Origin of the sequence: uncultured Friedmanniella sp. (genome assembly GCF_964244005.1) — a bacterium.
Taxonomy (GTDB): Bacteria; Actinomycetota; Actinomycetes; order Propionibacteriales; family Propionibacteriaceae; genus Microlunatus.
Map to the genome: position 1 here is coordinate 54,205 of NZ_CAXTHG010000015.1, position 24,367 is coordinate 78,571.

Here is a 24,367-nt window from a genome sequence, read left to right on the forward strand (position 1 = left end):
CGGGCCCTCCCGATCACGCAGGTAACTACAGCGTTAATTCGAGACTAACAAGTTTCGATACGACGTGGTACCTCCTAAAGTGTCACCATGTCCTCGGTCTCGGCAACCCCTCGTCGCGCGGCAAACGGCCCGAACGGGCCGTCCGGCCGGTGGTGGACCCTCACCACGGTCGCTCTGGCGCAGCTGATGATCGTCCTCGACTCGACGGTCGTGAACATCGCTCTGCCTTCGGCGCAGACTGACCTCGGCTTCTCCAACGCCGACCGGCAGTGGATCGTCACGGCCTACTCCCTCGCCTTCGGCAGCCTGCTGCTGCTCGGCGGCCGGCTCTCGGACCTGATCGGGCGCAAGATCACCTTCGTCGTCGGCCTGGTCGGCTTTGCCGTGGCGTCGGCGCTGGGCGGTGCAGCGGACAGCTTCGGCACCCTCGTGGGAGCCCGCGCGCTGCAGGGCGCGTTCGGGGCCCTGCTCGCGCCGACCGCGCTGGCCGTCCTGACCACCACTTTCGTCATCCCCAGGGAGCGGGCCCGCGCGTTCGGCGTCTTCGGCGCCATCGCCGGCGCCGGTGGCGCGGTCGGGCTGCTGCTCGGCGGCGTCCTGACCGAGAACTTCAGCTGGCGCTGGACCCTCTACATCAACGTCGCGATCGCGGTCGTGGCCGTGCTCGGCGCCCTGATCTTCGTCACCCCGGGCGACCGCACCGGCCCGCGGCCCAAGCTCGACGTCCCGGGGACGCTGCTCGTCTCCGGCGCCCTCTTCTCCCTCGTCTACGGCTTCTCCAACGCCGAGACCGACGGCTGGGGCGCCACGCTCACCTGGGGGCTGCTGGCGGCCGCCGGCGTCCTGCTCGTCGCGTTCGTGCTCTGGCAGCGCCGGGCGTCACACCCGCTGCTGCCGCTGACCATCGTGCTGGACCGCAACCGCGGTGCGGCGTACAGCTCGGTGCTGATCGCCGGCGCGGGGATGTTCGGCATCTTCTTGTTCGTCACCTACTTCCTGCAGTCGTCGCTGGGCTACACCCCGATCAGGACCGGGATCGCCTTCCTGCCGATGATCGCGATGCTGGTGCTCGCCGCCCAGCTGTCGACCAACCTGCTCGCGCCCCGGCTCGGGCCGAAGATCATGGTCCCGTTCGGCATGGTCCTGGGCTGCGCCGGGATGCTCTACCTCACCCGGCTCGACCTGGACAGCACCTACGCGGCGAACGTGCTGCCGCCGCTGATGATCCTGGGCTTCGCGATGGGGTCGATCATGCCTGCGTCGATGCAGACCGCCACCCTGGGCGTGGAGCGGCAGTTCGCCGGCGTCGCGTCAGCCATGGTCAACACCAGCCAGCAGGTCGGCGGCTCGATCGGCACCGCCCTGCTCAACACGCTCGCGGCCAGCGCGACCATGACCTACCTCGCCGAACACCGGCCGACGACCCCCGCCGTCGCGGCTGAGGCGGCCGTGCACAGCTACGCCGTGGCGTACGCCTGGGGCGCCAGCTTCTTCGCCTTCGGCGCGGTGCTCGCGGCGTGTCTGTTCCGGCGCCGCGGTCAGGGGCTGTCGCTGGGGAGCCCCGTTGAGCCGGCGGCCGCGCAGGTCGAGCAGCGCGAGCCGGTCGCGGTTCACCAGTAAGCCGGAGAAAGTGCCCACGCGCGCGGCAGTCGACTTGATCTGGCGCAGCGCGTGAGGGACGGTGGAAACCAGCGTCACACCCATCCTCCCGAACACATCTGAGGTCACTCTTCTCCATGTCAGAAAACGAACGCACCGAGCAGGTCGACAACACGACCCGCGAAGCCCACATGAACGACGAGCAGGCGGCCGGCTGCCCGGTCGGCTTCGGCCGGATCAGCCACCCCACCGAGGGCGGCAACAGCAACCAGCGGTGGTGGCCGCGGTCGCTCAACCTGGCGGTGCTGCGCAAGCACGGTGCGTCCTCGGACCCGATGGACGCCGACTACCACTACGGCACGGCGTTCGCGAGCGTCGACCTCGACGAGCTCCGGCGTGACGTCGGCGAGGTGATGACCACCTCCCAGCCCTGGTGGCCCGCCGACTTCGGCCACTACGGCCCCTTCTTCATCCGGATGGCCTGGCACAGCGCCGGTACCTACCGGGTGACCGACGGTCGCGGCGGCGCCGGGGCGGGCATGCAGCGCTTCGCCCCGCTCAACAGCTGGCCCGACAACGCCAGCCTCGACAAGGCCAGGCGGCTGCTGTGGCCGGTCAAGCAGAAGTACGGCGCCCGGCTGTCCTGGGCCGACCTGATCATCTTCACCGGCAACTGTGCGCTGGAGTCGATGGGCCTGCCGACGTTCGGCTTCGCCGGCGGCCGCAAGGACGTGTGGGAGCCCGACCAGGACGTCTACTGGGGCCCTGAGGACACCTGGCTGGGTGACGAGCGCTACACCGGCGACCGCGAGCTCGAGCAGCCGCTCGCCGCGGTCCAGATGGGCCTGATCTACGTCAACCCCGAGGGACCCAACGGCAACCCGGACCCGGCGGCGTCGGCCCACGACATCCGCGACACGTTCGCCCGGATGGCGATGAACGACGAGGAGACCTTCGCCCTGATCGCCGGCGGCCACACGTTCGGCAAGACCCACGGTGCCGCCGACCCGCAGCAGTATGTGGGTCCGGAGCCCGAGGGCGCCGAGATCGAGCAGCAGGGCCTCGGCTGGTTCAACAGCTTTGGCACCGGCCGGGGTCGCGACACCATCACCAGCGGCATCGAGGTCACCTGGACCTCCACCCCGACCCGGTGGAGCAACAGCTACCTGGAGAACCTGTACGGCCTGGCCTGGGAGCTCACCAAGGGCCCGGGCGGCGCCTGGCAGTGGCAGCCCACGAACGGCGCGGCGGCCAACACCGTGCCCGACCCCGAGGACGGCTCGCTGACGCGGTCGCCGACGATGCTCACCACCGACATCGCGCTCAAGGTCGACCCGATCTACGCCGAGATCGGCCAACGGTTCCTGGCCAATCCCGACGTCTTCGCCGACGCGTTCGCGCGGGCCTGGTTCAAGCTCACCCACCGCGACATGGGCCCGATCCAGCGCTACCTCGGCCCTGAGGTGCCGCAGGAGGCGCTGATCTGGCAGGACCGGGTCCCCGACGTCGACCACCCCCTGGTCACCGCCGAGGACGTGGCCGCGCTCAAGCAGCAGGTGCTGGCCACGGGGCTCAGCGTCCCCCGCCTGGTCGCGACCGCGTGGGCGTCGGCCTCGACGTTCCGCAGCAGCGACAAGCGCGGCGGGGCCAACGGCGCCCGGGTGCGGCTCGAGCCGCAGAACGGCTGGGAGGTCAACGAGCCCGAGGAGCTCCACCGGGCCCTGCAGGCGCTCGAGGGGGTGCGGGCCGAGTTCAACGCGGCCGGACCGACGAAGATCTCCCTCGCCGACCTGATCGTCCTGGCCGGCGACGCGGCGGTGGAGAAGGCGGCCGTCGACGGCGGTCACCCGGTCCAGCTGCCGTTCACGCCCGGCCGGACCGACGCGTCGCCGGAGCAGACCGACGTCGAGTCGTTCGTGCCGCTGGAGCCGACGGCGGACGGGTTCCGCAACTTCCTGGGCAAGGGCCACCGGCTGCCGGCGGAGTACCTGTTGGTGGACCGCGCCAACCTGATCGGCCTCAGCGCGCCCGAGATGACCGTCCTGGTGGGCGGGCTGCGGGTGCTCGGCGCCAACTCCGGCGGCTCCACGCATGGTCAGCTGACGACGCGGGTCGGGACCCTGACGAACGACTTCTTCGTCAACCTGCTCGCCTTCGGCACCGACTGGAAGCCGGTCGAGGGCGACCCGGGAACCTACACCGGTCACGACTCCGCCACCGGTGCGGTGAGGTGGACCGGAACCCGGAACGACCTGCTGTTCGGGTCCAACTCCGAGCTGCGCGCCGTGGCCGAGGTCTACGCCAGCGACGACGCCGCGGCGAAGTTCGTCCGGGACTTCGCTGCCGCCTGGACCAAGGTGATGATGGCCGACCGGTACGACCTCGTCTGAGGCCGACCCTCAAGACTTGTGTGGAGAAACCTCTCGACTACGCGGGGTTTCTCCACACACGATCTGAGATCAGTCGGCTCGGAGGTTGCGTTCCCACTTCTCCTCGACCCGTCCCCAACGCCAGACGGCGAGGGCGACGGCCCAGGTGAGGACGAAGAGTCCGACGATGACGAACCCGACCTCGTTGAGGTCGAGGTGGGCCACCGCGGCCAGCGGGCCGGTGGTGATGCCGACCCGGTCCGTCAGGATCGAGAGCAGCTCGATCGTGCCGATGATCAGGGCCACCGCGACCGACAGGCCGGTCACAGTGATGTTGTAGTAGACCTTGCGGACGGGCCGCGAAAAGGCCCAGCCGTACGCGAAGTTCATGAAGCAGCCGTCGATGGTGTCGAGCAGGCTCATCCCGGCCGCGAACAGGACCGGCAGCGTCAAGACGGCGTACCAGGGCAGGCTGAACGCGGCCGCGCCGCCGGCCAGCACGAGCAGCCCCACCTCGGTCGCCGTGTCGAAGCCCAGGCCGAAGAGGACGCCCACCGGGTACATGTGCCACGGCTGCCGGACCGCCTTGGTGACGCCGGAGAGAAAGCGGTTCATCAGGCCACGGTTGGCCAGCTGTGCCTCCAGGGCTGCCTCGTCCAGCTCGCCGTGCCGCATCCGCCGGAACACCTTGACGATGCCGACGAGGATGACCAGGTTGAGGATGCCGATCAGGTAGAGGAACGTGCCCGACACCGCCGTACCGACCACGCCGGTCACCCGCTGCAGGATCGACGAGTCGTCCTCGACCTGACCAGCCAGCGCGCGGACGCCGAGGGCCAGCAGGCCGACGAGCACGAAGACGATCGTGGAGTGGCCGAGGGAGAACCAGAAGCCGACTGACACCGGACGTTTGCCCTCGGCCATCAGTGAACGGGTGGTGTTGTCGATGGCGGCGATGTGGTCGGCGTCGAACGCGTGCCGCATCCCCAGCGTGTACGCGGTGAGGCCCAGTCCGATCCCGAAGACTCCGGTGGTGCTGACCTGGTAGTTCGCCGGGGCGACCAGCCCGACCAGGACGCCCCAGCCGACGACGTGCAGCAGCGCCACGAAACCCGCCATCGCGATCACTGAGCGCCACTCCTGACGGCTCAGCAAGCGCCGGAGCCGGGTCAGCCGGCCGACCGGCAAGCCCTTGCTGCGCTGCTCTGCCATCGGGTCCCCGCTCAGCTGCTTGACTCTTGCCCACGGGCACCTGCCCTAGATGCGACGCTATCGCATCTGGTGCGGCGTCCCGCGAGGCTCCCCCGAGCCGCGCCGGCGGGCGACCGAGCCTTTCGGGTCCGTCGGACCGCCTCGTCGACCGCGGTGAGGTTCCCTTCCGCCCCCGGAGAGCTCACGGGGTGACCACGAGCGGCCGGACCGGCCGCCGCATCCATCGGCCGCCAGCGGTGGGAATGACCTCGTGCCCGTACTCCCCACCCCTCCGGCTGACCTCGACGCCGTCACCGCCTGGGTCGGTGAGCACCTCGGTGACCTGACGCTGGAGGGTCCCGACGCGATCGCGGCCGGCGGCTTCGCGGGCGGTCAGGCCGCGGCGGACGCCGCACTGGCTCAGCTCGACATCACCGGGTACGCCCGCAAGCGCAGCACGGTGCTGCCCGAGTCCCAACGCGGGGCGAGCCGGATGTCGCCGTACATCCGGCACGGACTGCTCACCTTGCCCCAGGTCTGGGCTCGGGTGTCCGACGCCCCCGACCAGGACCGGAAGCGCTACCGGGACGAGCTGCTCTGGCAGGAGTACGCCCGCCACCTCTACGCCCGGACCGGACCGGCGCTCGGTCGGGCCCTGCGCCGCGACCAGCCCCGCTCCTCGACCTGGACGCGTGAGCCGTGGCCGGCCGAGATGGCCTGCCTGGAGTCGGTGGTCAGTGAGCTGCACCACGACGGCTGGGTGGTCAACCAGACCCGGATGTGGCTCGCGTCGCAGTGGGCTGTCCGGGCCGGGGCCGACTGGCGCGACGGTGAGCAGGAGATGTTCGCGCACCTGCTCGACGGGTCGCGGGCGGCCAACCGGCTCGGCTGGCAGTGGACGACGGGGACGGGCAGCGGCAAGGCGTACGGCTTCAGCCGGTGGCAGGTCGAGAAGCGAGCCCCGCAGCTGTGTCGTCGGTGCCCCCTGCGGCAGGCCTGCCCGATCCAGGACTGGCCGGACGCCGACCTCGGGCCGGCGGTCGACGGTCCCGACCTCGGCACTGGTCCGACTCCGGCCGGTCCCGTGGAGGTGGAGGGCGGGGGCGGGGAGGTCACCTGGCTGACGGCGGAGTCGCTGGGGACCGGCGACCCCGCCCTGGCAGCCGAGCCCGACCGGCCCGCGGTGTTCGTCTTCGACGAGCCACTGCTGAGTCGGCTGCGGCTGTCGGGCAAACGGCTGGTCTTCTTGGCCGAGACCCTCGGCGAGCTGGCGCAGGCCCGGCCGCTCGAGGTACGGCGCGGCTCGCCGGTGACCGAGCTGGCGGGATACCGGCTGGCGACGACGTACGCGCCGGTCCCTGGCTGGGCCGCCCGGGCCGCCCAGCTCACCGTGGCCGAGCTGCACCCCTGGCCGTGGCTGCGTCGGCCGGGCAACGCCTCGCTGCGCTCCTACAGCGCGTGGGTCTCCGGCGGTGCGCGCCGCCGCTAGGGGGGTGGTGCACCAGCCCACGCAACCCCTTCGGGGCCCTCGACCATCTCGGGACGCGTAGATCCGGCGTCCGCCGGACAACGCAGGCAGACTGGTCCCATGTCCCAGCAGACCGACGGCAGTGCGCGGGTGGCGGCGGCGGTCGCGCTGCTGCGCAGCCGGCACGAACGGGTGACGCCGGCCCGGCTCGCCGTGCTCGGCGTGCTCGACCGGACCGACGAGCACCTCGGCGCCGAGGACGTCGTCACCCGGGCGGCCGAGCGGGCGCCGCACGTGCACCGGGCGACCGTCTACCGGGCGCTGGCCACCCTCGGCGACCTGGGGCTGGTCGCCCACATCCACCTCGGCGGTACGGCCACCGTCTACCACCTGACGGTCCCAGAGCCCGCAGCCGGCGACGCCAGGCCGCACGTCCACCTGCAGTGCACCCGGTGCGGGACCGTCCTGGACGCCCCAGCCGACACGATGACGGCTCTGCAGCAGCGGCTGGAGGAGGAGTTCCGGTTCCGGCTCGACCCCGGCCACAGCGCGCTGCTCGGAGTCTGTGCCCCCTGTCGCTCCACCGCCGGCTGACCAGCCCTACGATCCGGCTATGCCCACCCCCACCACCGTCCGCCGGACCGGCTCCATCGCCGCCCCGGTCGAAGCGGTCTTCGAGGCGACGCTGTCGTTGCCCCTCCCCCAGCTCTACGCCCGCCGGTACGGCCCGATGCCGCCGATCGTCGAGGTCCGCGACCAGCAGGGTGCGTGGGAGACGATCGGCCAGACCCGGGTCTTCGTCACCGCCGACGGGGGCACGATGCGGGAGGAGATGCTCACCCTCGACCCCCCGCGTGAGTTCAGCAACCGGCTCACCGTGCTGTCCGGACCGTTCAAGCCGGTAGTAAGGGCGATCGAGGAGTCCTGGAGCTTCCGGGCGGTCGGCGCCACGACCGAGGCCACCTGGGAGTGGAACCTCCACGCCCGGTCGGCCCCCGCCCGGCTGCTGGTCCCGCTCGTCGGACGCCTCTGGCGGGGTTACGCCGGCGGGGTGCTCGCCCAGCTGTCGGAGGAGGTCGGCCGGCCGTAGCCACCAACGTGATCAGGCCGGGCGCACCTCGAACGTCGTGCCCAGCTCGGCGGTCGAGTCGCCACCCACCCAGACGTCGAAGGTGGACGGGTCGAGCACGAAGTCGCGGACGGCCGCGTTCCAGTAGCGCCGGTGCTCCGGACCGACCGGGAAGGTGAGGGTGCGGGACTCCCCGGCCGCCAGCGTGACCCGGGAGAAGCCCTTCAGCTCGCGGATCGGCCGGGAGGCGGTGCCGTAGCGCTGGTGCAGGTAGAGCTGCACCACCTCGTCGGCTTCCCGCTCGCCGCTGTTGGTGACCTGGACCGAGACGGTGACCGTCTCCTCCGGACCGACGGTGTCGCGGTCCACGCTGAGGTTGGCGTAGGCGAAGGTCGAGTACGCGAGCCCGTGACCGAAGGGGAACAGGGGCGTGCTCGCCTCGTCCCAGTAGCGCTGGCCCTGCTTCTGCGGGTCGTGGGAGACGGTGTGGCTGTAGATCATCGGCACCTGGCCGACGGTCCGCGGCCACGTGAACGGCAGCTTGCCTCCCGGCGAGACGTCGCCGACGAGCAGGTTCGCGGCGGCGGTCCCGCCCTGGCTGCCGGGGTACCAGAGGTCGAGGATCGCCGGTACGTGCTCGGTGGCCCAGCGGAGGTCGAGCGGGCGGCCGTTCAGCACCACCAGCACCACCGGCGTGCCGGTCGCGACGACGGCCTGCAGCAGCTCGAGCTGGCCGGCCGGCAGGTCGAGTGAGGACCGGGACGAGTTCTCCCCGATCATGTTCTGCCACTCCCCCACCACGACGACGGCCACGTCGGCCGCCCGGGCCAGCTCGACGGCCCGCAGTTGCTCGGCCTCGTCGTCGAAGTCCTCGGGGTCCTCGGGGGCGTTGCCGGGGAACATGTCGAAGAGCGAGGGGAAAGAGCGCTGACCGGGGCGGACGCCCGGCGCGTAGCCGACCGCGACCGAATCGCCCAGCTTGTGCTGCAACCCTTCGAGGACCGTGACCGTCTCCTCGAGGTCGAAGTCGAAGACCCACGGACCGAGGGTGTCCCGCTTGGAGTCCGCCATCGGCCCGATCAGCGCCACCGAGCCCAGGGCGGTGGGGTCGAGCGGCAGCAGCCCGCCCTCGTTGCGCAGCAGCACCGCCGACCGCTCCGCCGCCGTCCGGGCGACCTTGCGGTGCTCAGGGTCGGCGAGCACGGTGCGGGCCCGCTCCTCGTCCACGTAGGGGTCGTCGAGCAGGCCGAGCCGGATCTTGGCCTCGAGGATCCGGCGGACGCTGGTGTCCAGCGCTTCCAGCGCCACTGCGCCCGACTCGACCGCCTCGGGCAGGTGCGCGTACGCCGGGTCGACGATCGCCATCTCCATGTCGACGCCGACGGTCACCGCACGGACGCCCGCGTCGGTCGGGTCGGCGGCAAAGCCGTGCGTGTGCAGGTCGCGGACGGCGTTCGCGTCGCTGACCACGAAACCCGTGAAGCCGAAGGTGTCGCGCAGGATCTCGGTGAAGAGCCAGCGGTTACCGGCCGCCGGCACACCGTTGAGGTCCATGTAGGCGGTCATCACGTTGCGGGCGCCGGCGTCGATGGCCGCCTGGAACGGCGGGAAGACGACGTTCCACAGCTCGGCGTCGGAGATGTTCGACTCGTCGTAGTCACGGCCGCCGAGGGCGTAGCCGTAGCCGGCGAAGTGCTTGGGTCCGGCAATGACGCGGTCGGCGGTGCCGAGCGCCGGGCCCTGGAACCCCCGTACCTGCGCCGCAGCGACCGCGGCCCCCAGGAACGGGTCCTCGCCGGCGCCCTCGATGATCCGGCCCCAGCGCGGGTCGCGGGCGATGTCGACCATCGGCGCGAACGACCAGTGGATGCCGACAGCCCGTGCCTCGCGCGCGGCGACTGCCTGGCCCCGCTCGATGGTCGCGGGGTCCCAGGAGGCCGCCAGCGCGATCGGCACCGGCAGAATGGTCCGCAGCCCGTGGATGACGTCGAAACCGAAGAGCGCCGGGATGCCCAACCGGTGGCCCTCGACGGTCAGCCGCTGCAGCCGGTTGCTCTCAGCCGGGTCGGTGACGAAGAGCAGCGAGCCCACCTCGCCCCGGCTCAGGGCCGACTCGACGATCGCCCCCTGGGCCGGCGTGCCGTCGGCCATCGCCTCGCCCGGTGCTCCGAAGTAGAAGTACTGGGTGAGCTGGCCGGCCTTCTCGGCCGTGGTCAGCTGCGCGAGCAGCTCCTCGACCCGTTCCTTGACCTGCTCGTCACTGATCTGGTCCTGCGCGTCGACCATGGTTCCTCCTCCGGCCACCCTGCCGGTGTGCCTTCTGCCGTGACCGCTCTGACCCGGCCCAGTCTCCCGGACGGGTCCCGGGCCGACGCGGGCGGTCCTCTGTGGCTATCGTGCCGCTGGTGCAGACCGCGTAGCACGCTGCCGATGATGCTGCCGGCGGCAGCTCGGGCTGGCCGGAACTGTCGGAGGGTCCACCTAGCCTGTGCGGATGGCGAAGGTAAAGGCGCAACCCACCCCGGCTCCCCACGACCTCTACCCCGGGCTGCAGCCTGAGCGGGTGCAGCTGCTCAACGACGACCCGGTCCGCGAGGACGGGCACTACGTCCTGTACTGGATGCAGCAGTCCCAGCGGAGCGAGCTCAACCACGCCCTCGAGTACGCCATCCATCGGGCGAACGAGCTCGAGCAGCCCCTGCTCGTGGCGTTCGGTCTGATGGACGGCTATCCCGAGGCGAACCTGCGGCACTACCACTTCCTGCTGCAGGGGCTGGCCGACGTCGAAGCCGCGCTGGCCAAGCGGTCGGTGCCGTTCGTCGTGCAGCGGGGCGCCCCGGACGAGGTGGCGCTGCGGCTCGCCGCCGACGCGGCGCTGGTGGTGTGCGACCGCGGCTATCTGCGGCCGCAGCGACAGTGGCGCGAGCACGTGGCCGCGGCGGCCGGCTGCGCGGTCGTCCAGGTCGAGAGCGACGTGGTGGTGCCGGTCGAGCTGGCCAGCGACCACCAGGAGCACGCCGCCCGCACCATCCGGCCGAAGATCACCCGCCACCTGGACCGCTTTCTCGTCGACCTGCCGCAGACGAAGCTGAAGGACACCGCTGCACCTGAGGTCGAGGGTGAGGATCTGTCCGACCTGGACACGCTGCTCCTTAGTCTTGACCTCGACCACACGGTGCGACCCGTACCGCTGTTCACCGGCGGGACGTCCGCGGCGACGGCGGTGCTGCAGAGATTTCTGCGCGACCAGTTCGCCGACTACGCCGCCAACCGCAACCAGCCGCAGACCGACCACGTGTCGCACATGAGCAAGTACCTGCACTTCGGCCAGATCTCCCCCATCGCCATCGCGCTGGCCATCAGCGAGCAGGGCGAGGACGAGAACGTCTCGACCTACCTCGAGGAGCTGATCGTCCGGCGCGAGCTGCCGATGAACTTCGTCTACCACCAGCCCGACTACGACCAGTACTCGTGCCTGCCGGCCTGGGCGCGGACCACCTTGGCCGAGCACGCGGGCGACCCGCGCGAGCCCGGCTACACCGCCCGCGAGCTCGAGGACGCGGCGACCGACGACCCGTACTGGAACGCGGCCATGACCGAGATGAAGGAGCTCGGCTACCTCCACAACCACATGCGCATGTACTGGGGCAAGAAGATCCTGGAGTGGTCGGCGACCCCGGAAGAGGCGTACGCGACCACGCTGCGGCTCAACAACACCTACTTCCTGGACGGACGCGACGCCAACTCCTTCGCCAACGTCGCCTGGGTCTACGGCCAGCACGACCGCGGCTGGGGCGAGCGCGCCGTCTTCGGCAAGACCCGGTCGATGACCGCCGGCGGGCTCGAACGCAAGACCGACCCGAAGGCGTACGTGGCCAAGGTCGAGCGCGAGGTCGAGGAGGTCCGCCGGGCGGCGAACGCCTGAGCGCGGCGGCGGGCGGGCCGTGGTTGAGCGCGGCCCGGCGACGCCGTTTGCTGTGCGTTGGCCTGGGCAGCGTACGATCACCCATCCGTCCGATCCGTGGCGGGACGTCCCGATCCCGACGGCGGAGGTGAGTCAGCGTGTCTGGTCCGTCCCTCGACCTCACCGCGGTGACCACCCTGCTGTCCGACGCCGACGGCACCCTTTTCGGGTCCGAGGAACCGGCGTTCGACGCGTCGGTGGTCGTGGCCAACCGGTGCCTGGAGCGGCTCGGCGTGTCGAAGCGGTACAGCGCCGACGAGCTGCGGCAGGCGGCGAACGGTCTGAGCTTTCGCGCTTCCATCGTCCGCCTGGCCCAGATGCACGGCGCTGACGTCGTCGCCGAGCCCTTCCGCAGCGACGTCGAGCGCTGGGTCGTCGAGGAGAACGAGGCGGTCATGCGGCACCTCAGCGCCGTGCTGCAGCCCGATCCCGAGGTCAGCGGGCCGTTGCGCCGACTGGCCCGCAGGTTCGGGCTGGCGGTGGTCAGCTCCAGCGCCCGCAGCCGGATCGACGTCAGCCTCGCCAGCACCGGCCTCGCCGACCTGTTCCCCGCCGACCGGCGCTTCAGTGCCCAGGACTCCCTGCCCGTTCCCACCAGCAAGCCCGACCCGGCGGTCTACCGGTGGGCCGTGCACCGGCTTTCGCCGGCGCCCGGGACGGCGATCGCGGTCGAGGACGCCGTACCCGGCGTGCAGTCGGCCGTCGCGGCCGGTCTGGTGACCGTCGGCATGCTGGGCTACGTGCCCGCCGCGGAACGGGCGCAGCGGATCGCTGAGCTCGAGGACGCCGGCGTGTCCGTCCTGGTCGACTCCTGGTCGGAGCTGGAACAGCTGCTCGACCACTCCCAGCCGTCCCCCGTCGGTTCTGGCGTCACCAACCCCACCCCGAGGAGGGCATCATGAAGATCGTCTACGACTCATTCGAAGGCCGATACAGCGACAACCCGCGGGCCCTCTACGAGCGCTGGTCGCGGGCCAACCCCACCGACGAGCACGTCTGGCGCTGCGACCCGCGGCACGCGGACAGCTTCCCGGCCGGCGTCAGCACCGTCCCGGTCAACGGGCCCGAGACCCGCGCCGCGCTGGAGCAGGCCGACCTCATCGTCGCCAACAGCCACCTCGAGCTCGACTGGGACAAGAAGCCGGGCGCGGTCTACCTTCAGACCTGGCACGGCACCCCGTTGAAGCGGATCCACAACGACGTCCTCTGGGCGCCCGAAGGAGTGCTGGCCAACCTCGACCGCGACGTCGCCCGCTGGGACTACCTGCTGTCGCCCAACGCCGAGAGCACCCCGCGGCTGCGTGATGCGTTCGGGTTCACCGGCGAGATCCTGGAGGTCGGCTACCCGCGTAACGACATCCTGTCCTCCCCCGACGCCGACGAGGTCCGGGCCCAGGTCCGGGCCTCCCTCGGCATCGCCGACGACGTCACCGCCGTCCTGTACACCCCCACCTGGCGTGACGACGAGTTCTACGCCGACGGCACGCCCAACGTGGAGCTGGCCCTCGACGTCGACGACTTCATCGCCACCCTGGGACCGACGTTCGCACTGCTGCCGCGGCTGCACTACAAGGTGACGCACCGGGCCGACCCGATGCAGCGGTCCGGCGTCGTCGACGTGTCGCGCTACGCCGACGCCCCCGACCTCTACCTGGCCGCGGACGTCATGATCACCGACTACTCCTCGACGATGTTCGACTTCGCGATCACCGCCAAGCCACTGATCTTCTTCGCCTACGACCTGGAGAGCTATCGGGACTCCCTCCGCGGCTTCTACTTCGACCTCGAGCCGCTCGCCCCCGGCCCCGTGCTGCGGACCAGCCCGGAGGTCATCGCCGCGTTGCAGGACCTCGACGGCCTGGCGCGGCGCTTCGAGCAGCCGCACGCGGAGTTCCGCCGCCTCTTCAGCCACCGCGAGGACGGCCACGCCGGGGACCGCTTGCAGTGGGTCTACGACACGGTCAGCAGCCGGCAGCCGCAGCTGTCTGGTCGGGACTGAGCCGGGCGCCAGCGTCGGGACCGCGTCGTGTACGTCCAGGACCCTGACGAGGACACCAGAGGCCGGCCGGTCAGCCAGCTCGAGAGCTATCGCGGGTAGGTGCCGTCTACGCTCGGGCCATGGCACTCAGCACAGGCGACCTCGTTCACTGGAACACCTCCCAGGGACAGACCACCGGCAAGACGGTCGAGAAGAAGACGAAGAGGTTCACCTTCGACGGGCAGCACTTCAACGCCTCCGAGGACGAGCCCTTCTGGATCGTGGAGTCGGAGAAGTCCGGCTCGAAGGCCGCGCACAAGGAGTCGAGCCTGACCAAGGCCTGAGGGCACCGACATGGGTGCCGCGGGCGGCCTGCTGACGGAGAAAGGCGGGTACCCGAAGTCTGAGCACCGGGTCAGGGTCCTCAGGCATCGGCGGCCGCCCGGTCGCGGTCCGACGGACCGAGCAGCTCCAGCAGCGCGACCAGGTCGGCCTGCTCGAGCTCGCGGGCCCAGGCCAGCGGGGTCGCCCCGTAGCGGTGGTCGCGGACGGCCGGGTCGGCGCCGAGGGTGAGCAGCAGCGCGGCGAGCTCGAGCTTGCCCTCCCCCGCCGCGTGGTGCAGCGCCGTCTCCCACGGCTGCTCGAGCGGCAGGTCCTGGCGGCCTCGCGCGTTCACGTCGAAGCCCAGCCCGACCAGCAGCCGGACCCCCTCGAGCTGGTCGGCCACAGCGGCGCGCAGCACCAACGACGGGTACCGCTGCTGCAGCCGGTCGACGTCGGTCCTGTCGAGCTCGGTCAGGTCCCCCGTCAGCAACCGGCCGAGCTGCCGACTTTCCGCGTCCACCTCCTCAGCGACGCCCAGCTCGGCCAGCAGAGCAGCGACCTCGGTCCGGCCGGACCGACGAGCGAGCGCGAGCGGGGTCCGGCCGAGCGAGGTCGGCAACCAGCTGCCGGTCACCGGTCCGACCAGGTCGACGTCGTAGCCGGCGAGCAGCCGAATCCGCTCCACCAGGCCGTGCACGACGGCCCAGCCCAGCTGGCTGGCGAGCAGCTGGACGGGTGAGTCGGTGAGGTCGGGCAGCAGCCGCCGCCAAGGACCGCCGTCGCCGGTGCCGAGTCCGGCGGCCAGCAGCAGCTCGAGGTGGGAGTCGTCGACGACGAACATCCGGTTGTAGAGCGCCTGGCCGTCGTTCGGGTCCGCTCCGCGGTCCAGCAGCAGCCGGGCCAGGGAGCCAGCGTCGGGGTGCGCCGGCTGCTCGGCCGTGGCGCTGCCGAACACACCGGTCAGCGCGGTGAACGGGGTGGGCAAGCCCTGCCACAGGAAGCCGGCGTCCGGATCCGCACCGGCGTCCAGCAGCAGCTCGGCGCAGCCGACCGGATCACCGGAGCCGAGTCGGGCGTACGTCAGGTAGAGCAGGGGCGGCCAGCCAAACGGCCCACCCTCGCGCCCGGCGGCACTCGGGTCGGCGGCCAGGTGCCGACCCAGCGCACCGAGGTCCGCCGCCGCGGCCGCCACCCAGACGTTCGTGGCGGGCAGTCCGGGCTGCTCAGCCAGCAGCTGCGCCGCGGTAGCCCACCGCGCCGGACCGTCGGGTGGGCCGAAGAGCAGCACGGCGTGCCGGAGCAGGTCCGTGCTGGGCTCGGCTGCCGGATCGTCCAGCCCGGCCAGGGGATCGCGGGCGTACTGCGCCGAGACCTCGTGCGGCACGTCGGGCTTCGCGGCTGCAGACATGCCCTACGGTAGGCCGATGCTGGCTGACGATCGCTACCTGCCCGCCCGCGACGTGGAGATCAGCCACCCGCAGTGGTGCCGGAACGCGACCATCTACCAGGTCAACACCCGTCAGTTCACGGCCGTCGGCACGTTCGCCGCGGCCGCCGAGCACCTGCCGCGGTTGAAAGAGCTGGGCGTCAGCATCCTCTGGCTGATGCCGGTGCACCCCATCGGCGAGAGCCACCGCAAGGGCGGCCTGGGGTCGCCGTACTCGGTCCGCGACTACTACGGCGTCAACCCCGAGCTCGGGACCGCGGACGACCTGCGCGCCTTCGTCGCATCGGCTCACGAGCTGGGCCTCCGCGTGATCCTGGACTGGGTCGCCAACCACACCGCCTGGGACTGCACGCTGCTCGCCGAGCACCCGGAGTGGTACGCCCGCGACTACAAGGGCGACGTCACGCCGACGCCGTGGTGGGACTGGGACGACATCATCGACCTCGACTACCGGGTGCCCGAGCTGCGCCAGTACATGACCGAGGCGATGGTGCACTGGGTACGCGAGTACGACCTCGACGGCTTCCGCTGCGACGTCGCCGGCTTTGTACCGACCGACTTCTGGGAGACGGTCCGTCGCGAGCTGGACCAGGTGAAACCGGTCTTCCTGCTGGCCGAGTGGGAGTCGCGAGACCTGCACCGGGCCGCGTTCGACATGAGCTATGCCTGGAGCTGGAACGAGGCGCTGCACGCGATCGCGATGGGTGAGGCCGACGTGGAGCTGCTGCGCATCTTCTACTCCTGGGACCGCAAAGCCTGGCCGGACGACAGCATCCGGATGATGTTCGTGGCCAACCACGACAAGAACGCCTGGGAAGGCACCGAGTACGAGATGTTCGGCGACGCGCTCGAGGCCGCCATCGTGCTCTCGGTGGTCGGGCGCGGCATGCCGCTGGTGCACAACGGCCAGGAGGCGGGACTACGGCGGCGGCTCAAGTTCTTCGACCGCGACCCGATCGAGTGGCGCAACGACCCGATGGCCGACTTCTACCGGCGGCTGATCGCGCTGCGGCGCGACACCCCCGCGCTGTGGAGCGGCGGCTGGGGCGCCCACATGGTGCCGGTGCCCAACGACGCGCCGAGCCAGGTGCTGAGCTTTGTCCGCAGCGACGAGCGGTACCGGGTGCTGGCCCTGTTCAACTTCTCCGGCTCACCCGTCGAGACGGCCCTGGGCGAGGACCTCTACCCCGGTCACTACCGCGACTTCGCCAGCTCCGAGGTCGTCCAGCTGACCGCCGGTGAGCCCGTCGTCCTGGCGGCCTGGGGCTGGCAGGTCCTGATCGCCACCGGCCCGCCGTACGTCGCCTGAACCCACGATGTTGCGACATCGTGCCGCGAGTACGCGGCACCATGTCGCAACGTCTTTCCTGGTCACGGCTCAGGCCGCGAGGGCCTCGAACCGTTCGGGGTCGCCGGCGCCGACCCGGGTGATCACGGCCGTGCCGTCGGAGAAGTCGACGACCGTGGTCGGCTCCTCGCCGCAGTCGCCAGAGTCGACGACGGCGTCCAGGACGTGGTCGAGGGTGTCCTTGATCTCCCAGCCCTGGGTCATCGGCGCGTCCTCGCCCGGCAGCAGCAGGGTGCTGGAGACGAGCGGCTCACCCAGCGCGCGGACGATCGCGAGCGCGGTGGCGTGCTCGGGGATCCGGACGCCCACGGTCCGCTTCTTCGGGTGCAGCATCCGGCGCGGCACCTCTCGGGTCGCGGGCAGGATGAACGTGTACTGGCCCGGCGTCGCCGCCTTGACCGCCCGGAACACGGCGTTGTCCAGGTGCACGAACTGGCCGAGCTGGGCGAAGTCGGCGCAGACCAGCGTGAAGTGGTGGGAGCTGTCGAGGTGACGGATCGAGCGGATCCGGTCGAGCCCGTCGCGGTTGCCGAGCTGGCAGCCGAGCGCGAAGCAGGAGTCGGTCGGGTAGGCGATCAGGCCGTCGGCCCGCAACAGCTCGACCACCTGGCTGATCGTCCGCGGCTGCGGGTTGACCGGGTGCACGTCGAGGTAGCGGGCCATGGGGCGAGCCTAGTAGTTTGTCGCCGCTAAGCCTTGTGGTTTGGCGGCGTCCAGGTGCGTGCATCGCAAGGCCGACGAGGAAGGGCTACCGGGTCGTAGCACGACGAGGAGAACGCCGCGAGGTGCGTGCCTGGGCGCCGCCAAGCCCAAGACTTAGCGGCGACAGACTACTGGTGTTCGCTCTCCCTTAGGCTCATGACCATGGTCACCAAGGTCGCTCTCCTCACCGCCGGCGGTTTCGCCCCCTGTCTCTCGTCCGCGATCGGAGGGCTGATCGAGCGGTACACCGCCCTCGCCCCGGAGGTCGAGATCATCGCCTACCGCTACGGCTACCAGGGCCTGCTGCAGGGCGACTCGATCGTCGTCACCCCCGAGATCCGGGAAAAGGCTGGTCTGCTGCACGCGTTCGGCGGCTCCCCGATCGGTAACTCGCGGGTCAAGCTCACCAACGCCGCAGACCTGGTCAAGCGTGGTCTGGTGGCCGAGGGCGTCGACCCGTTGCAGGCCGCCGCCGACCGGCTCACCGCCGACGGGGTGGACGTGCTGCACACCATCGGCGGCGACGACACCAACACCACCGCGGCCGACCTGGCCGCCTTCCTCGCCGCGAACGACTACGCCCTTACCGTGGTGGGCCTGCCCAAGACCATCGACAACGACGTGATCCCGATCCGGCAGTCGCTCGGCGCGTGGACCGCGGCCGAGCAGGGCGCCCGGTTCGCCGAGAACGTGGTCGCCGAGCACAACTCGGGGTCGCGGATGGTGATCGTGCACGAGGTGATGGGCCGGCACTGCGGCTGGCTGACCGCCGCCACCGCGCAGGCGTACCGCGACTGGCTGGACACCCGCGAGTGGCTACCCGAGATCGGGCTCAGCCGCGAGGCGTGGGACGTCCACGGGGTCTATGTCCCGGAGGCCGTCTTCGACCTGGAGGCCGAGGCCGAACGGCTGAGCGCGGTGATGGACGCCGTCGGCTCGGTCAACCTGTTCGTCTCCGAGGGGGCCGGGCTGGACACGATCGTCGCCGAGCTCGAGAGCAGCGGCGCGGAGGTCGACCGTGACCCGTTCGGGCACGTCCGGATCGACAAGGTCAACCCGGGTGCCTGGTTTGCGAGCAAGTTCGCCGAGCGCCTCGGCGCGGCCAAGGTGCTCGTGCAGAAGTCCGGCTATTTCTCCCGGTCCGCGGCAGCCAACCAGGCCGACCTCGACCTGATCCGCTCGATGACCGACTTCGCGGTCGACTCGGCTCTGCGCGGCGAGCCGGGCGTGGTCGGTCACGACGAGGAGCGCGGCGACGAGCTGCGGGCGATCGAGTTCGACCGGATCCGCGGTGGGAAGCCGTTCGACATCACCGTGCCTTGGTACGCCGACCTGCTCGCCGGGATCGGCCAGCCGCCCGCGCAGGCCGCGGCCGCTCACTGAGCCTGCGGAGGCAGTGGGGCCAGGCCGGCACCGGCGCCCCGGTCCGGTCCCCATCCCCCCGGTTACCGAGTTGTCAGCGCCGGTGGTCGCCGGGGCGACCATGGACGCTGACAAGTCGGGTTCGGGAGCGGAGGGGGAGAAGCTCGAGGCGCGCCGGAGTCGACCACGGCGGCCTCAGCAGGGGTGTCCGAACCTCGCTTGGGGTGCCTGGTCGTCGAAGACCTCAGCCCGAGACCAGCCAGAGTGCGGTCACCGCGCTGACCAGGAGCAGGGGTACGAGCACCAGGCCGCGCAGGGCGAAGCGACCCCAGGAGACGTCGACGCCGGCGCTGCGGCAGCGGGCGGCCCAGAGCAGCGTGGCCAGGCTCGCCCACGGCGTGACCAGCGGTCCGGCGTTGACGCCGACCAGCAGAGCGGCGAGCCGGACCGGCGAGTCGGCGGCGGCCGGCTCGAGGGCGAGATAGCTGGGCAGGTTGTCGACCACGTTGGCGCCGAGCGCGCCGAGTCCGGCCAGCCGCAGCAGGGCCGTCCAGCCCTCGCCGCGGCCCGCCGCGGCGTCGAGCAGCGTACCGAGCCCGTGGTCGTGGGCGTACTGGACCGCGACGAAGAGCAGGCTGACCCCCAGCACCAGCGGCCAGGGCAGCAGCCGCCAGCGCAGCAGGTCCGGCCGCGACACCGCGCACGCCAGCACGAGCACCCCGGCCGCGACCGCAGATCCGACGAAGACGTCGACCCCGAGCAGGAACGCCGGACCGAGCAGGGTGCAGACCGTCATGCCGAGCACGAGCAGCCGGCGGTCCGCCACGGGCGCAGCCGGCCCCAGTGCGTAGCGCCCCCGCAGCGAACGGCGGTGCAGCAGCGCCAGGACCGCGACCGTGACGACGACCGCCGCCACGGCGGCCGGCCAGGTCAGACCGGCGAACCGGACGGCGTCGTAGCTGGGGAGTCGGCCGACCGCCAGGAGGTTGGTGAGGTTCGAGACCGGCAGCAGCAGCGAGGCGGTGTTGGCCAGCCAGACCGCCGTGTACGCGAACACGGCACGGTCGAGCTGAAGCTGGGCAGCCAGCGCCAGCACCACCGGCGTCAGCAGGACGGCCGTGGTGTCCAGGGACAGGACGGCCGTCGCCAGCACCGCGACGGCGACGACGAGCAGCCACAGGGCGAGGACCGAGCCGCGGGCCAGCCGAGCGGCCCCCCGCGCCAGCGTGGTGAAGACGCCGATCCCGCTGGCCAGCTCGGCGACCACCGTGATGCAGACGACGAAGCCGAGGATCGGACCGACCCGGTCGACCAGCGCCGCGAGGTCCACGCCGCTCACCCTAGCCAGCCCGTCGCGCCCTGAGTCTGCGAGGCCTCGAAGACGTGCCCAAGGCTGTCGAGCCCCTCGAGAACGGGTCCTCGTCCAGCCGCCAAGCTGAGGGTTCGAGCTGCTTCGAGGTCGGCCTAGCGGCTGGTGAAAAGATTGAGAAGACTTGAGCCGTGTAGTCGCGGCTCAAGTCTTCGCGATGATCCCGTACTCAGCGCAGAGCTCGGGTCGCGTGCCTGGTGGGGTGGCTATTCGAAGGCTTCGGGCGGCGGGCAGGTGCAGACCAGGTTGCGGTCGCCGAAGCCGCCGTCGATCCGCCCGACCGGGGGCCAGTACTTGTCGTAGCCGTCGGCGTAGAGCGGACCCGTGTGCAGGCCGGCCGGAAAGGCGGCGGTCCGGCGGCTGTACGGGTGGGTCCACTCGTCGGCGGTGACCACGGCCTGGGTGTGCGGCGCGTGCACCAGCGGGTTGTCCTCGGCCGGCCACTCACCGCTCTGCACCCGGTCGATCTCGGCCCGGATCGCGATCATGGCGTCGCAGAAGCGGTCGATCTCGGCGAGGTCCTCGGACTCGGTCGGCTCCACCATCAAGGTGCCGGGCACCGGGAAGCTCATCGTCGGCGCGTGGAAGCCGTAGTCGACCAGCCGCTTGGCCACGTCGTCGACGGTCACGCCGCTGGCCTTGGTGATCGGCCGCAGGTCGAGGATGCACTCGTGGGCGACCCGGGCGTTACGGCCGGCGTAGAGCACCGGGTAGTGACCACCGAGGCGCTCGGCGACGTAGTTGGCGGCCAGCAGCGCGTGCTTGGTCGCCGCGGTCAGGCCGTCGGCGCCCATCATCGCGATGTAGGCGTAGCTGATCGGCAGGATGCCGGCCGAGCCGTACGGGGCCGCCGAGACCTCGCCGGTGCTGTCGAGGCCGTGCTCATGCAAGAATCCGTGGCCGGGCAGGAACGGCACCAGGTGCTCCCCCACCCCGACCGGACCGACGCCGGGACCGCCGCCGCCGTGGGGGATGCAGAACGTCTTGTGGAGGTTGAGGTGGCTGACGTCGGCACCGAACTTCCCCGGCTGGGCCAGACCCAGCAGCGCGTTCAGGTTGGCGCCGTCGACGTAGACCTGGCCGCCGGCCTCGTGCACGAGGGCGCACAGGTCGGTGATGCCCTCCTCGAAGACGCCGTGCGTGGACGGGTAGGTGACCATGACCGCGGCCAGCGCGTCGCGGTGGGTCTCGATCTTGGCCCGTAGGTCGTCGAGGTCGACCGACCCGTCCTCTTCTGCCCCGACGACCACGACCTTCATCCCGGCCATCACCGCCGAGGCCGCGTTGGTGCCGTGTGCCGAGGACGGGATCAGGCAGACCCGACGGTCGACGTCACCGCGGGATCGGTGGTAGCCGCGGATCGCGAGCAGCCCCGCGAGCTCGCCCTGGCTGCCGGCGTTCGGCTGGAGCGAGACCCGGGCGTAGCCGGTCACCTCGGACAGCCAGCTCTCCAGCTCCTCGATCAAGGTGGCGTAGCCCTGCGCGTCCTCGAGCGGGGCGAACGGGTGCAGGTTGGCGAAGCCGTCGTAGGAGATCGGCTCCATCTCGGTGGTCGCGTTCAGCTTCATGGTGCACGAGCCGAGCGGGATCATGCCGCGGTCGAGGGCGAAGTCCCGGTTGGCCAGCGCGCTCAGGTAGCGCAGCATGGCGGTCTCGCTGTGGTGGGTGTTGAACACCGGGTGGGTCAGGTAGGCGCTCTGCCGCTCGCTGCCGGCCAGGTCACCCGCAGTGCTCGCGCCGGCCGAGGCCCCGAAAGCCCGCCGGACAGCGTCCAGGTCGGCCGCGGTGACGTCCTCACCGACGGCGATCCCGACCTGGTCGGCGTCGACGTGACGCAGGTGGACGCCACCCTCGCGGGCTGCCGCGACGACGGCCGCCGCCCGACTCGGGACCCGGGCGAGCACGGTGTCGAAGAACGAGCGGTGCACGACCTCCACCCCAGCCTCGACCAGGTCCCCGGCCAGGGCCGCGGCCTGGGCGTGCACGGTCCCGGCGATGCCGCGCAGGCCGTCGGGACCGTGGTAGACCGCGTACATGCTGGCGGTCACGGCCAGCAGCACCTGGGCGGTACAGATGTTGGACGTCGCCTTCTCGCGGCGGATGTGCTGCTCACGGGTCTGCAGGGCCAGCCGGAACGCGGGCGTCCCCGCGGCGTCCTTGGAGACCCCGACGAGCCGGCCGGGCAGTGTCCGCTCCAGGCCCTTGCGTACCGACATGAAGCCGGCGTGCGGGCCGCCGTAGAAGAGCGGGACGCCGAACCGCTGGCTGGAGCCGACGGCCACGTCAGCGCCCCACTCCCCCGGCGGCGTGGTCACCGTCAGCGCCAACAGGTCGCAGGCAGCGATCACCAGGGCGCCCTGCGCGTGGGCGGCGTCGGCCACCGCCCGCAGCTCGTCGGTCCCGGCCAGCCGTCCGCTCGCGCCGGGGGTCTGGACGACCACCGCGAACGCGTCGACCTCGGCCAGCGCCTCGAGCAGCGGCCCGGACGCGACGGTCACGTCGAGGCCGAGCGCGGCGGCGCGGGTGGTCACGACGCCGATCGTCTGGGGCAGGCTGTCGGCGTCCAGCAGCAGCGTCTGGCCGGTCTTCACCGAACGGCGGGCCAGCGTCATCGCCTCCGCCACCGCGGTGGCCTCGTCCAGCAGGCTGGCGCCCGCGGTCGGCAGCCCGGTGAGGTCGGAGACGACAGTCTGGAAGTTCAGCAGCGCCTCGAGCCGGCCCTGGCTGATCTCCGGCTGGTAGGGCGTGTACGCGGTGTACCAGGCGGGGTCCTCGAGCACGTTGCGCCGGATCACCGAGGGAGTCACCGTGCCGGCGTAGCCCAGGCCGATCATGGCGGTCCGGGGCTGGTTCTGCGCCGCGAGGTCGCGCAGCACGTTCAGCGTCTCGGACTCCGTCAGCGCCGGCGGCAGGTCGAGCGGGGCCGTCATCCGGATCCGGTCGGGCATCGCCTGCTGGACCAGCTCGTCCATCGTGGTCAGGCCGAGGGCGGCGAGCATCTTGTCGCGCTCGTCGGGCTGCGGGCCGATGTGCCGGCCGACGAACGGGGAGGGGGGAACGGTCGGCGGCGTCGGGACGGTCAACGTAGTGGCGGGCAGCGGTGCGGCGTCGGGCACAGGGAGGGCTTCTTTCGCGCGTCCTGGAGATGCGGCCCACGGCTCGGACGAGCGCGGTCCACTCCCCCTCTGTCACCCGGTGGGTTCCAGAGCTGCCAGGCGGACGCGGTCTGGGTGCCTGAGAGGTTCCGGGGATGTTGCCCCTTCGGCGCCACCGGTCATCGCTGATCCGGCGAGCTCTCCCGCGTCGTCGTTGCGGCGTGTCCGACCTTACCTGGCCGACTGGTCAGAACCCAGTTGTCCCGGGGGTCAACTCACGTCGGGCAGCTCTGGCGGCGGGCAGCTCAGCCGGCAGCGCGGGCGCGGCGGCGCTGGGAGAACTCGTCAGAGGTGGCAGCCATCGGATCTTCCGTGACCGCCTTTTCCGACGGCAGTGCGGCAAGGGTGCCTTCGATGTCGCGCCAGACCCCGCCCAGGGCGATGCCGAAGACGCCTTGGCCGCCGCGGAGCAGGTCGATGACCTGGTCGTCGGAGGTGCACTCGAAGACCGAGACGCCGTCGCTCATCAGCGTCACCTCGGTGATGTCGTCGACGCCGCGGGCGCGCAGGTGGTCGATGGCGGTCCGGATCTGCTGCAGCGAGATGCCGGCGTCGATGAGCCGCTTGATCACCTTGAGGATGAGGATGTCGCGAAAGCTGTAGAGCCGCTGGGTGCCCGAGCCGGTGGCGCCCCGGACCTCGGGCACGACCAGCCCGGTCCGGGCCCAGTAGTCGAGCTGGCGGTAGGTGATGCCGGCGGCGCTGCAGGCCACCGGGCCGCGGAAGCCGAGGTCGCTCGGCATCGGAGAGAAGTCGCCCTCGAAGAGCAGACCCTGGGCAGCGCCGAGCGCCTCCCCGTCCTCGTCGGACCGAGGATGCACCGCCGCGTCGACGGGTCGTTCGGTGCTGCTCACGTCTGGCCTCCGGGTCTCGTGCCGACCGGGCAGATCTTCGCCCGACTTCTCCGTGCGTAATTCCATGGTCGGCATTACCCGGCTGACGCTACGGGCCGCTGCTCGGGCCGGTCAACGACACGCCGCGAGACTCGGGACTTAGGTCCCAACTCTCGACTCCAACCTGAG

Annotated in this window: 18 protein-coding genes and 1 riboswitch; of the genes, 11 read left to right on the forward strand and 7 right to left on the reverse strand. The window is 71.3% G+C overall.

Features of this window, described 5'->3' with window-relative positions; genetic code table 11:
• Positions 1-87 precede the first annotated feature (87 nt).
• Both ACFE76_RS11365 and katG read left to right on the forward strand, forming a co-directional pair.
• Entirely contained in the window at positions 88-1,620 is a 1,533-nt protein-coding gene (locus tag ACFE76_RS11365) for a DHA2 family efflux MFS transporter permease subunit (RefSeq protein ID WP_375431867.1), read from the forward strand.
• A 116-nt stretch (positions 1,621-1,736) separates the two neighbouring features.
• Positions 1,737-3,989: a catalase/peroxidase HPI gene (katG, locus tag ACFE76_RS11370; RefSeq protein ID WP_375431868.1), complete on the forward strand. Its 2,253-nt coding sequence runs from the start codon at positions 1,737-1,739 to the stop codon at positions 3,987-3,989.
• Between the two features lie 69 nt (positions 3,990-4,058).
• Here katG and ACFE76_RS11375 read toward each other — a convergent pair whose 3' ends face one another.
• Entirely contained in the window at positions 4,059-5,180 is a 1,122-nt protein-coding gene (locus ACFE76_RS11375) for a HoxN/HupN/NixA family nickel/cobalt transporter (protein WP_375431869.1), read from the reverse strand.
• Positions 5,181-5,430: 250 nt separating this feature from the next.
• On the opposite strand from ACFE76_RS11375, the gene ACFE76_RS11380 reads away from it, so the two are divergent.
• The 3 genes from ACFE76_RS11380 to ACFE76_RS11390 all read left to right on the forward strand — a co-directional run bounded on the left by ACFE76_RS11380 (position 5,431) and on the right by ACFE76_RS11390 (position 7,717).
• Complete coding sequence (locus tag ACFE76_RS11380) at positions 5,431-6,648, forward strand: FAD-binding domain-containing protein (RefSeq protein ID WP_375431870.1); 1,218 nt, start codon at positions 5,431-5,433, stop codon at positions 6,646-6,648.
• 99 nt (positions 6,649-6,747) lie between these two features.
• The gene (locus tag ACFE76_RS11385; RefSeq protein WP_375431871.1) at positions 6,748-7,221 is read left to right on the forward strand and encodes a Fur family transcriptional regulator; all 474 of its coding nucleotides are present in this window, start codon (positions 6,748-6,750) and stop codon (positions 7,219-7,221) included.
• A gap of 19 nt (positions 7,222-7,240) precedes the next feature.
• Positions 7,241-7,717 carry an SRPBCC family protein gene (locus tag ACFE76_RS11390; protein WP_375431872.1) on the forward strand — a complete coding sequence of 159 codons (477 nt, stop codon included), beginning with the start codon at positions 7,241-7,243 and terminating at the stop codon, positions 7,715-7,717.
• A gap of 12 nt (positions 7,718-7,729) precedes the next feature.
• Here the strand turns inward: ACFE76_RS11390 and ACFE76_RS11395 are convergent, their stop codons facing one another.
• Complete coding sequence (locus ACFE76_RS11395) at positions 7,730-9,982, reverse strand: glycoside hydrolase family 3 N-terminal domain-containing protein (RefSeq protein ID WP_375431873.1); 2,253 nt, start codon at positions 9,980-9,982, stop codon at positions 7,730-7,732.
• A 208-nt stretch (positions 9,983-10,190) separates the two neighbouring features.
• On the opposite strand from ACFE76_RS11395, the gene ACFE76_RS11400 reads away from it, so the two are divergent.
• The 4 genes from ACFE76_RS11400 to ACFE76_RS11415 all read left to right on the forward strand — a co-directional run bounded on the left by ACFE76_RS11400 (position 10,191) and on the right by ACFE76_RS11415 (position 13,982).
• A complete protein-coding gene (locus ACFE76_RS11400; protein WP_375431874.1) occupies positions 10,191-11,621 on the forward strand; it encodes a deoxyribodipyrimidine photo-lyase in 1,431 nt (476 codons plus the stop codon).
• A gap of 137 nt (positions 11,622-11,758) precedes the next feature.
• Positions 11,759-12,562 (forward strand): HAD family hydrolase, encoded by an 804-nt coding sequence (locus ACFE76_RS11405; RefSeq protein ID WP_375431875.1) that lies wholly within the window; start codon positions 11,759-11,761, stop codon positions 12,560-12,562.
• Positions 12,559-13,659 carry a CDP-glycerol glycerophosphotransferase family protein gene (locus ACFE76_RS11410; RefSeq protein ID WP_375431876.1) on the forward strand — a complete coding sequence of 367 codons (1,101 nt, stop codon included), beginning with the start codon at positions 12,559-12,561 and terminating at the stop codon, positions 13,657-13,659. Before ACFE76_RS11405 ends, ACFE76_RS11410 begins: the two co-directional genes overlap by 4 nt.
• A gap of 119 nt (positions 13,660-13,778) precedes the next feature.
• Complete coding sequence (locus ACFE76_RS11415) at positions 13,779-13,982, forward strand: DUF2945 domain-containing protein (protein ID WP_375431877.1); 204 nt, start codon at positions 13,779-13,781, stop codon at positions 13,980-13,982.
• Between the two features lie 80 nt (positions 13,983-14,062).
• On the opposite strand, the gene ACFE76_RS11420 is transcribed toward ACFE76_RS11415, so the two are convergent.
• Positions 14,063-15,370 (reverse strand): ankyrin repeat domain-containing protein, encoded by a 1,308-nt coding sequence (locus ACFE76_RS11420; protein ID WP_375431878.1) that lies wholly within the window; start codon positions 15,368-15,370, stop codon positions 14,063-14,065.
• A 16-nt stretch (positions 15,371-15,386) separates the two neighbouring features.
• Here ACFE76_RS11420 and ACFE76_RS11425 point away from each other — a divergent pair, with 16 nt between their 5' ends.
• Positions 15,387-16,718, forward strand: coding sequence for an alpha-amylase family glycosyl hydrolase (locus ACFE76_RS11425; protein ID WP_375431879.1), 1,332 nt, complete (start codon positions 15,387-15,389; stop codon positions 16,716-16,718).
• 69 nt (positions 16,719-16,787) lie between these two features.
• On the opposite strand, the gene ACFE76_RS11430 is transcribed toward ACFE76_RS11425, so the two are convergent.
• Positions 16,788-17,420 (reverse strand): L-threonylcarbamoyladenylate synthase, encoded by a 633-nt coding sequence (locus ACFE76_RS11430; RefSeq protein ID WP_375431880.1) that lies wholly within the window; start codon positions 17,418-17,420, stop codon positions 16,788-16,790.
• 201 nt (positions 17,421-17,621) lie between these two features.
• Here ACFE76_RS11430 and ACFE76_RS11435 point away from each other — a divergent pair, with 201 nt between their 5' ends.
• Positions 17,622-18,842 (forward strand): pyrophosphate--fructose-6-phosphate 1-phosphotransferase, encoded by a 1,221-nt coding sequence (locus ACFE76_RS11435; RefSeq protein ID WP_375431881.1) that lies wholly within the window; start codon positions 17,622-17,624, stop codon positions 18,840-18,842.
• A 223-nt stretch (positions 18,843-19,065) separates the two neighbouring features.
• Here the strand turns inward: ACFE76_RS11435 and ACFE76_RS11440 are convergent, their stop codons facing one another.
• The 3 genes from ACFE76_RS11440 to ACFE76_RS11450 all read right to left on the reverse strand — a co-directional run bounded on the left by ACFE76_RS11440 (position 19,066) and on the right by ACFE76_RS11450 (position 24,199).
• The gene (locus ACFE76_RS11440; RefSeq protein WP_375431882.1) at positions 19,066-20,151 is read right to left on the reverse strand and encodes an SLC13 family permease; all 1,086 of its coding nucleotides are present in this window, start codon (positions 20,149-20,151) and stop codon (positions 19,066-19,068) included.
• Positions 20,152-20,396: 245 nt separating this feature from the next.
• Positions 20,397-23,273, reverse strand: a complete 2,877-nt coding sequence (gene gcvP, locus ACFE76_RS11445) for an aminomethyl-transferring glycine dehydrogenase (protein ID WP_375431908.1) — start codon at positions 23,271-23,273, stop codon at positions 20,397-20,399.
• Positions 23,274-23,402: 129 nt separating this feature from the next.
• Positions 23,403-23,501, reverse strand: a riboswitch (glycine riboswitch).
• Positions 23,502-23,590: 89 nt separating this feature from the next.
• A complete protein-coding gene (locus tag ACFE76_RS11450) occupies positions 23,591-24,199 on the reverse strand; it encodes a MerR family transcriptional regulator (protein WP_375431883.1) in 609 nt (202 codons plus the stop codon).
• Between the last annotated feature and the right edge of the window lie 168 nt (positions 24,200-24,367).

Excerpts from the sequence above, each read along its gene's own strand:
- ACFE76_RS11365 (WP_375431867.1), top strand. The coding sequence starts at position 88 with ATGTCCTCGGTCTCGGCAACCCCTCGTCGCGCGGCAAACGGCCCGAAC.
- katG (WP_375431868.1), top strand. The coding sequence starts at position 1,737 with ATGTCAGAAAACGAACGCACCGAGCAGGTCGACAACACGACCCGCGAA.
- ACFE76_RS11375 (WP_375431869.1), bottom strand. The coding sequence starts at position 5,180 with ATGGCAGAGCAGCGCAGCAAGGGCTTGCCGGTCGGCCGGCTGACCCGG.
- ACFE76_RS11385 (WP_375431871.1), top strand. The coding sequence starts at position 6,748 with ATGTCCCAGCAGACCGACGGCAGTGCGCGGGTGGCGGCGGCGGTCGCG.
- ACFE76_RS11390 (WP_375431872.1), top strand. The coding sequence starts at position 7,241 with ATGCCCACCCCCACCACCGTCCGCCGGACCGGCTCCATCGCCGCCCCG.
- ACFE76_RS11395 (WP_375431873.1), bottom strand. The coding sequence starts at position 9,982 with ATGGTCGACGCGCAGGACCAGATCAGTGACGAGCAGGTCAAGGAACGG.
- ACFE76_RS11400 (WP_375431874.1), top strand. The coding sequence starts at position 10,191 with ATGGCGAAGGTAAAGGCGCAACCCACCCCGGCTCCCCACGACCTCTAC.
- ACFE76_RS11410 (WP_375431876.1), top strand. The coding sequence starts at position 12,559 with ATGAAGATCGTCTACGACTCATTCGAAGGCCGATACAGCGACAACCCG.
- ACFE76_RS11415 (WP_375431877.1), top strand. The coding sequence starts at position 13,779 with ATGGCACTCAGCACAGGCGACCTCGTTCACTGGAACACCTCCCAGGGA.
- ACFE76_RS11420 (WP_375431878.1), bottom strand. The coding sequence starts at position 15,370 with ATGTCTGCAGCCGCGAAGCCCGACGTGCCGCACGAGGTCTCGGCGCAG.
- ACFE76_RS11425 (WP_375431879.1), top strand. The coding sequence starts at position 15,387 with ATGCTGGCTGACGATCGCTACCTGCCCGCCCGCGACGTGGAGATCAGC.
- ACFE76_RS11430 (WP_375431880.1), bottom strand. The coding sequence starts at position 17,420 with ATGGCCCGCTACCTCGACGTGCACCCGGTCAACCCGCAGCCGCGGACG.
- ACFE76_RS11435 (WP_375431881.1), top strand. The coding sequence starts at position 17,622 with ATGGTCACCAAGGTCGCTCTCCTCACCGCCGGCGGTTTCGCCCCCTGT.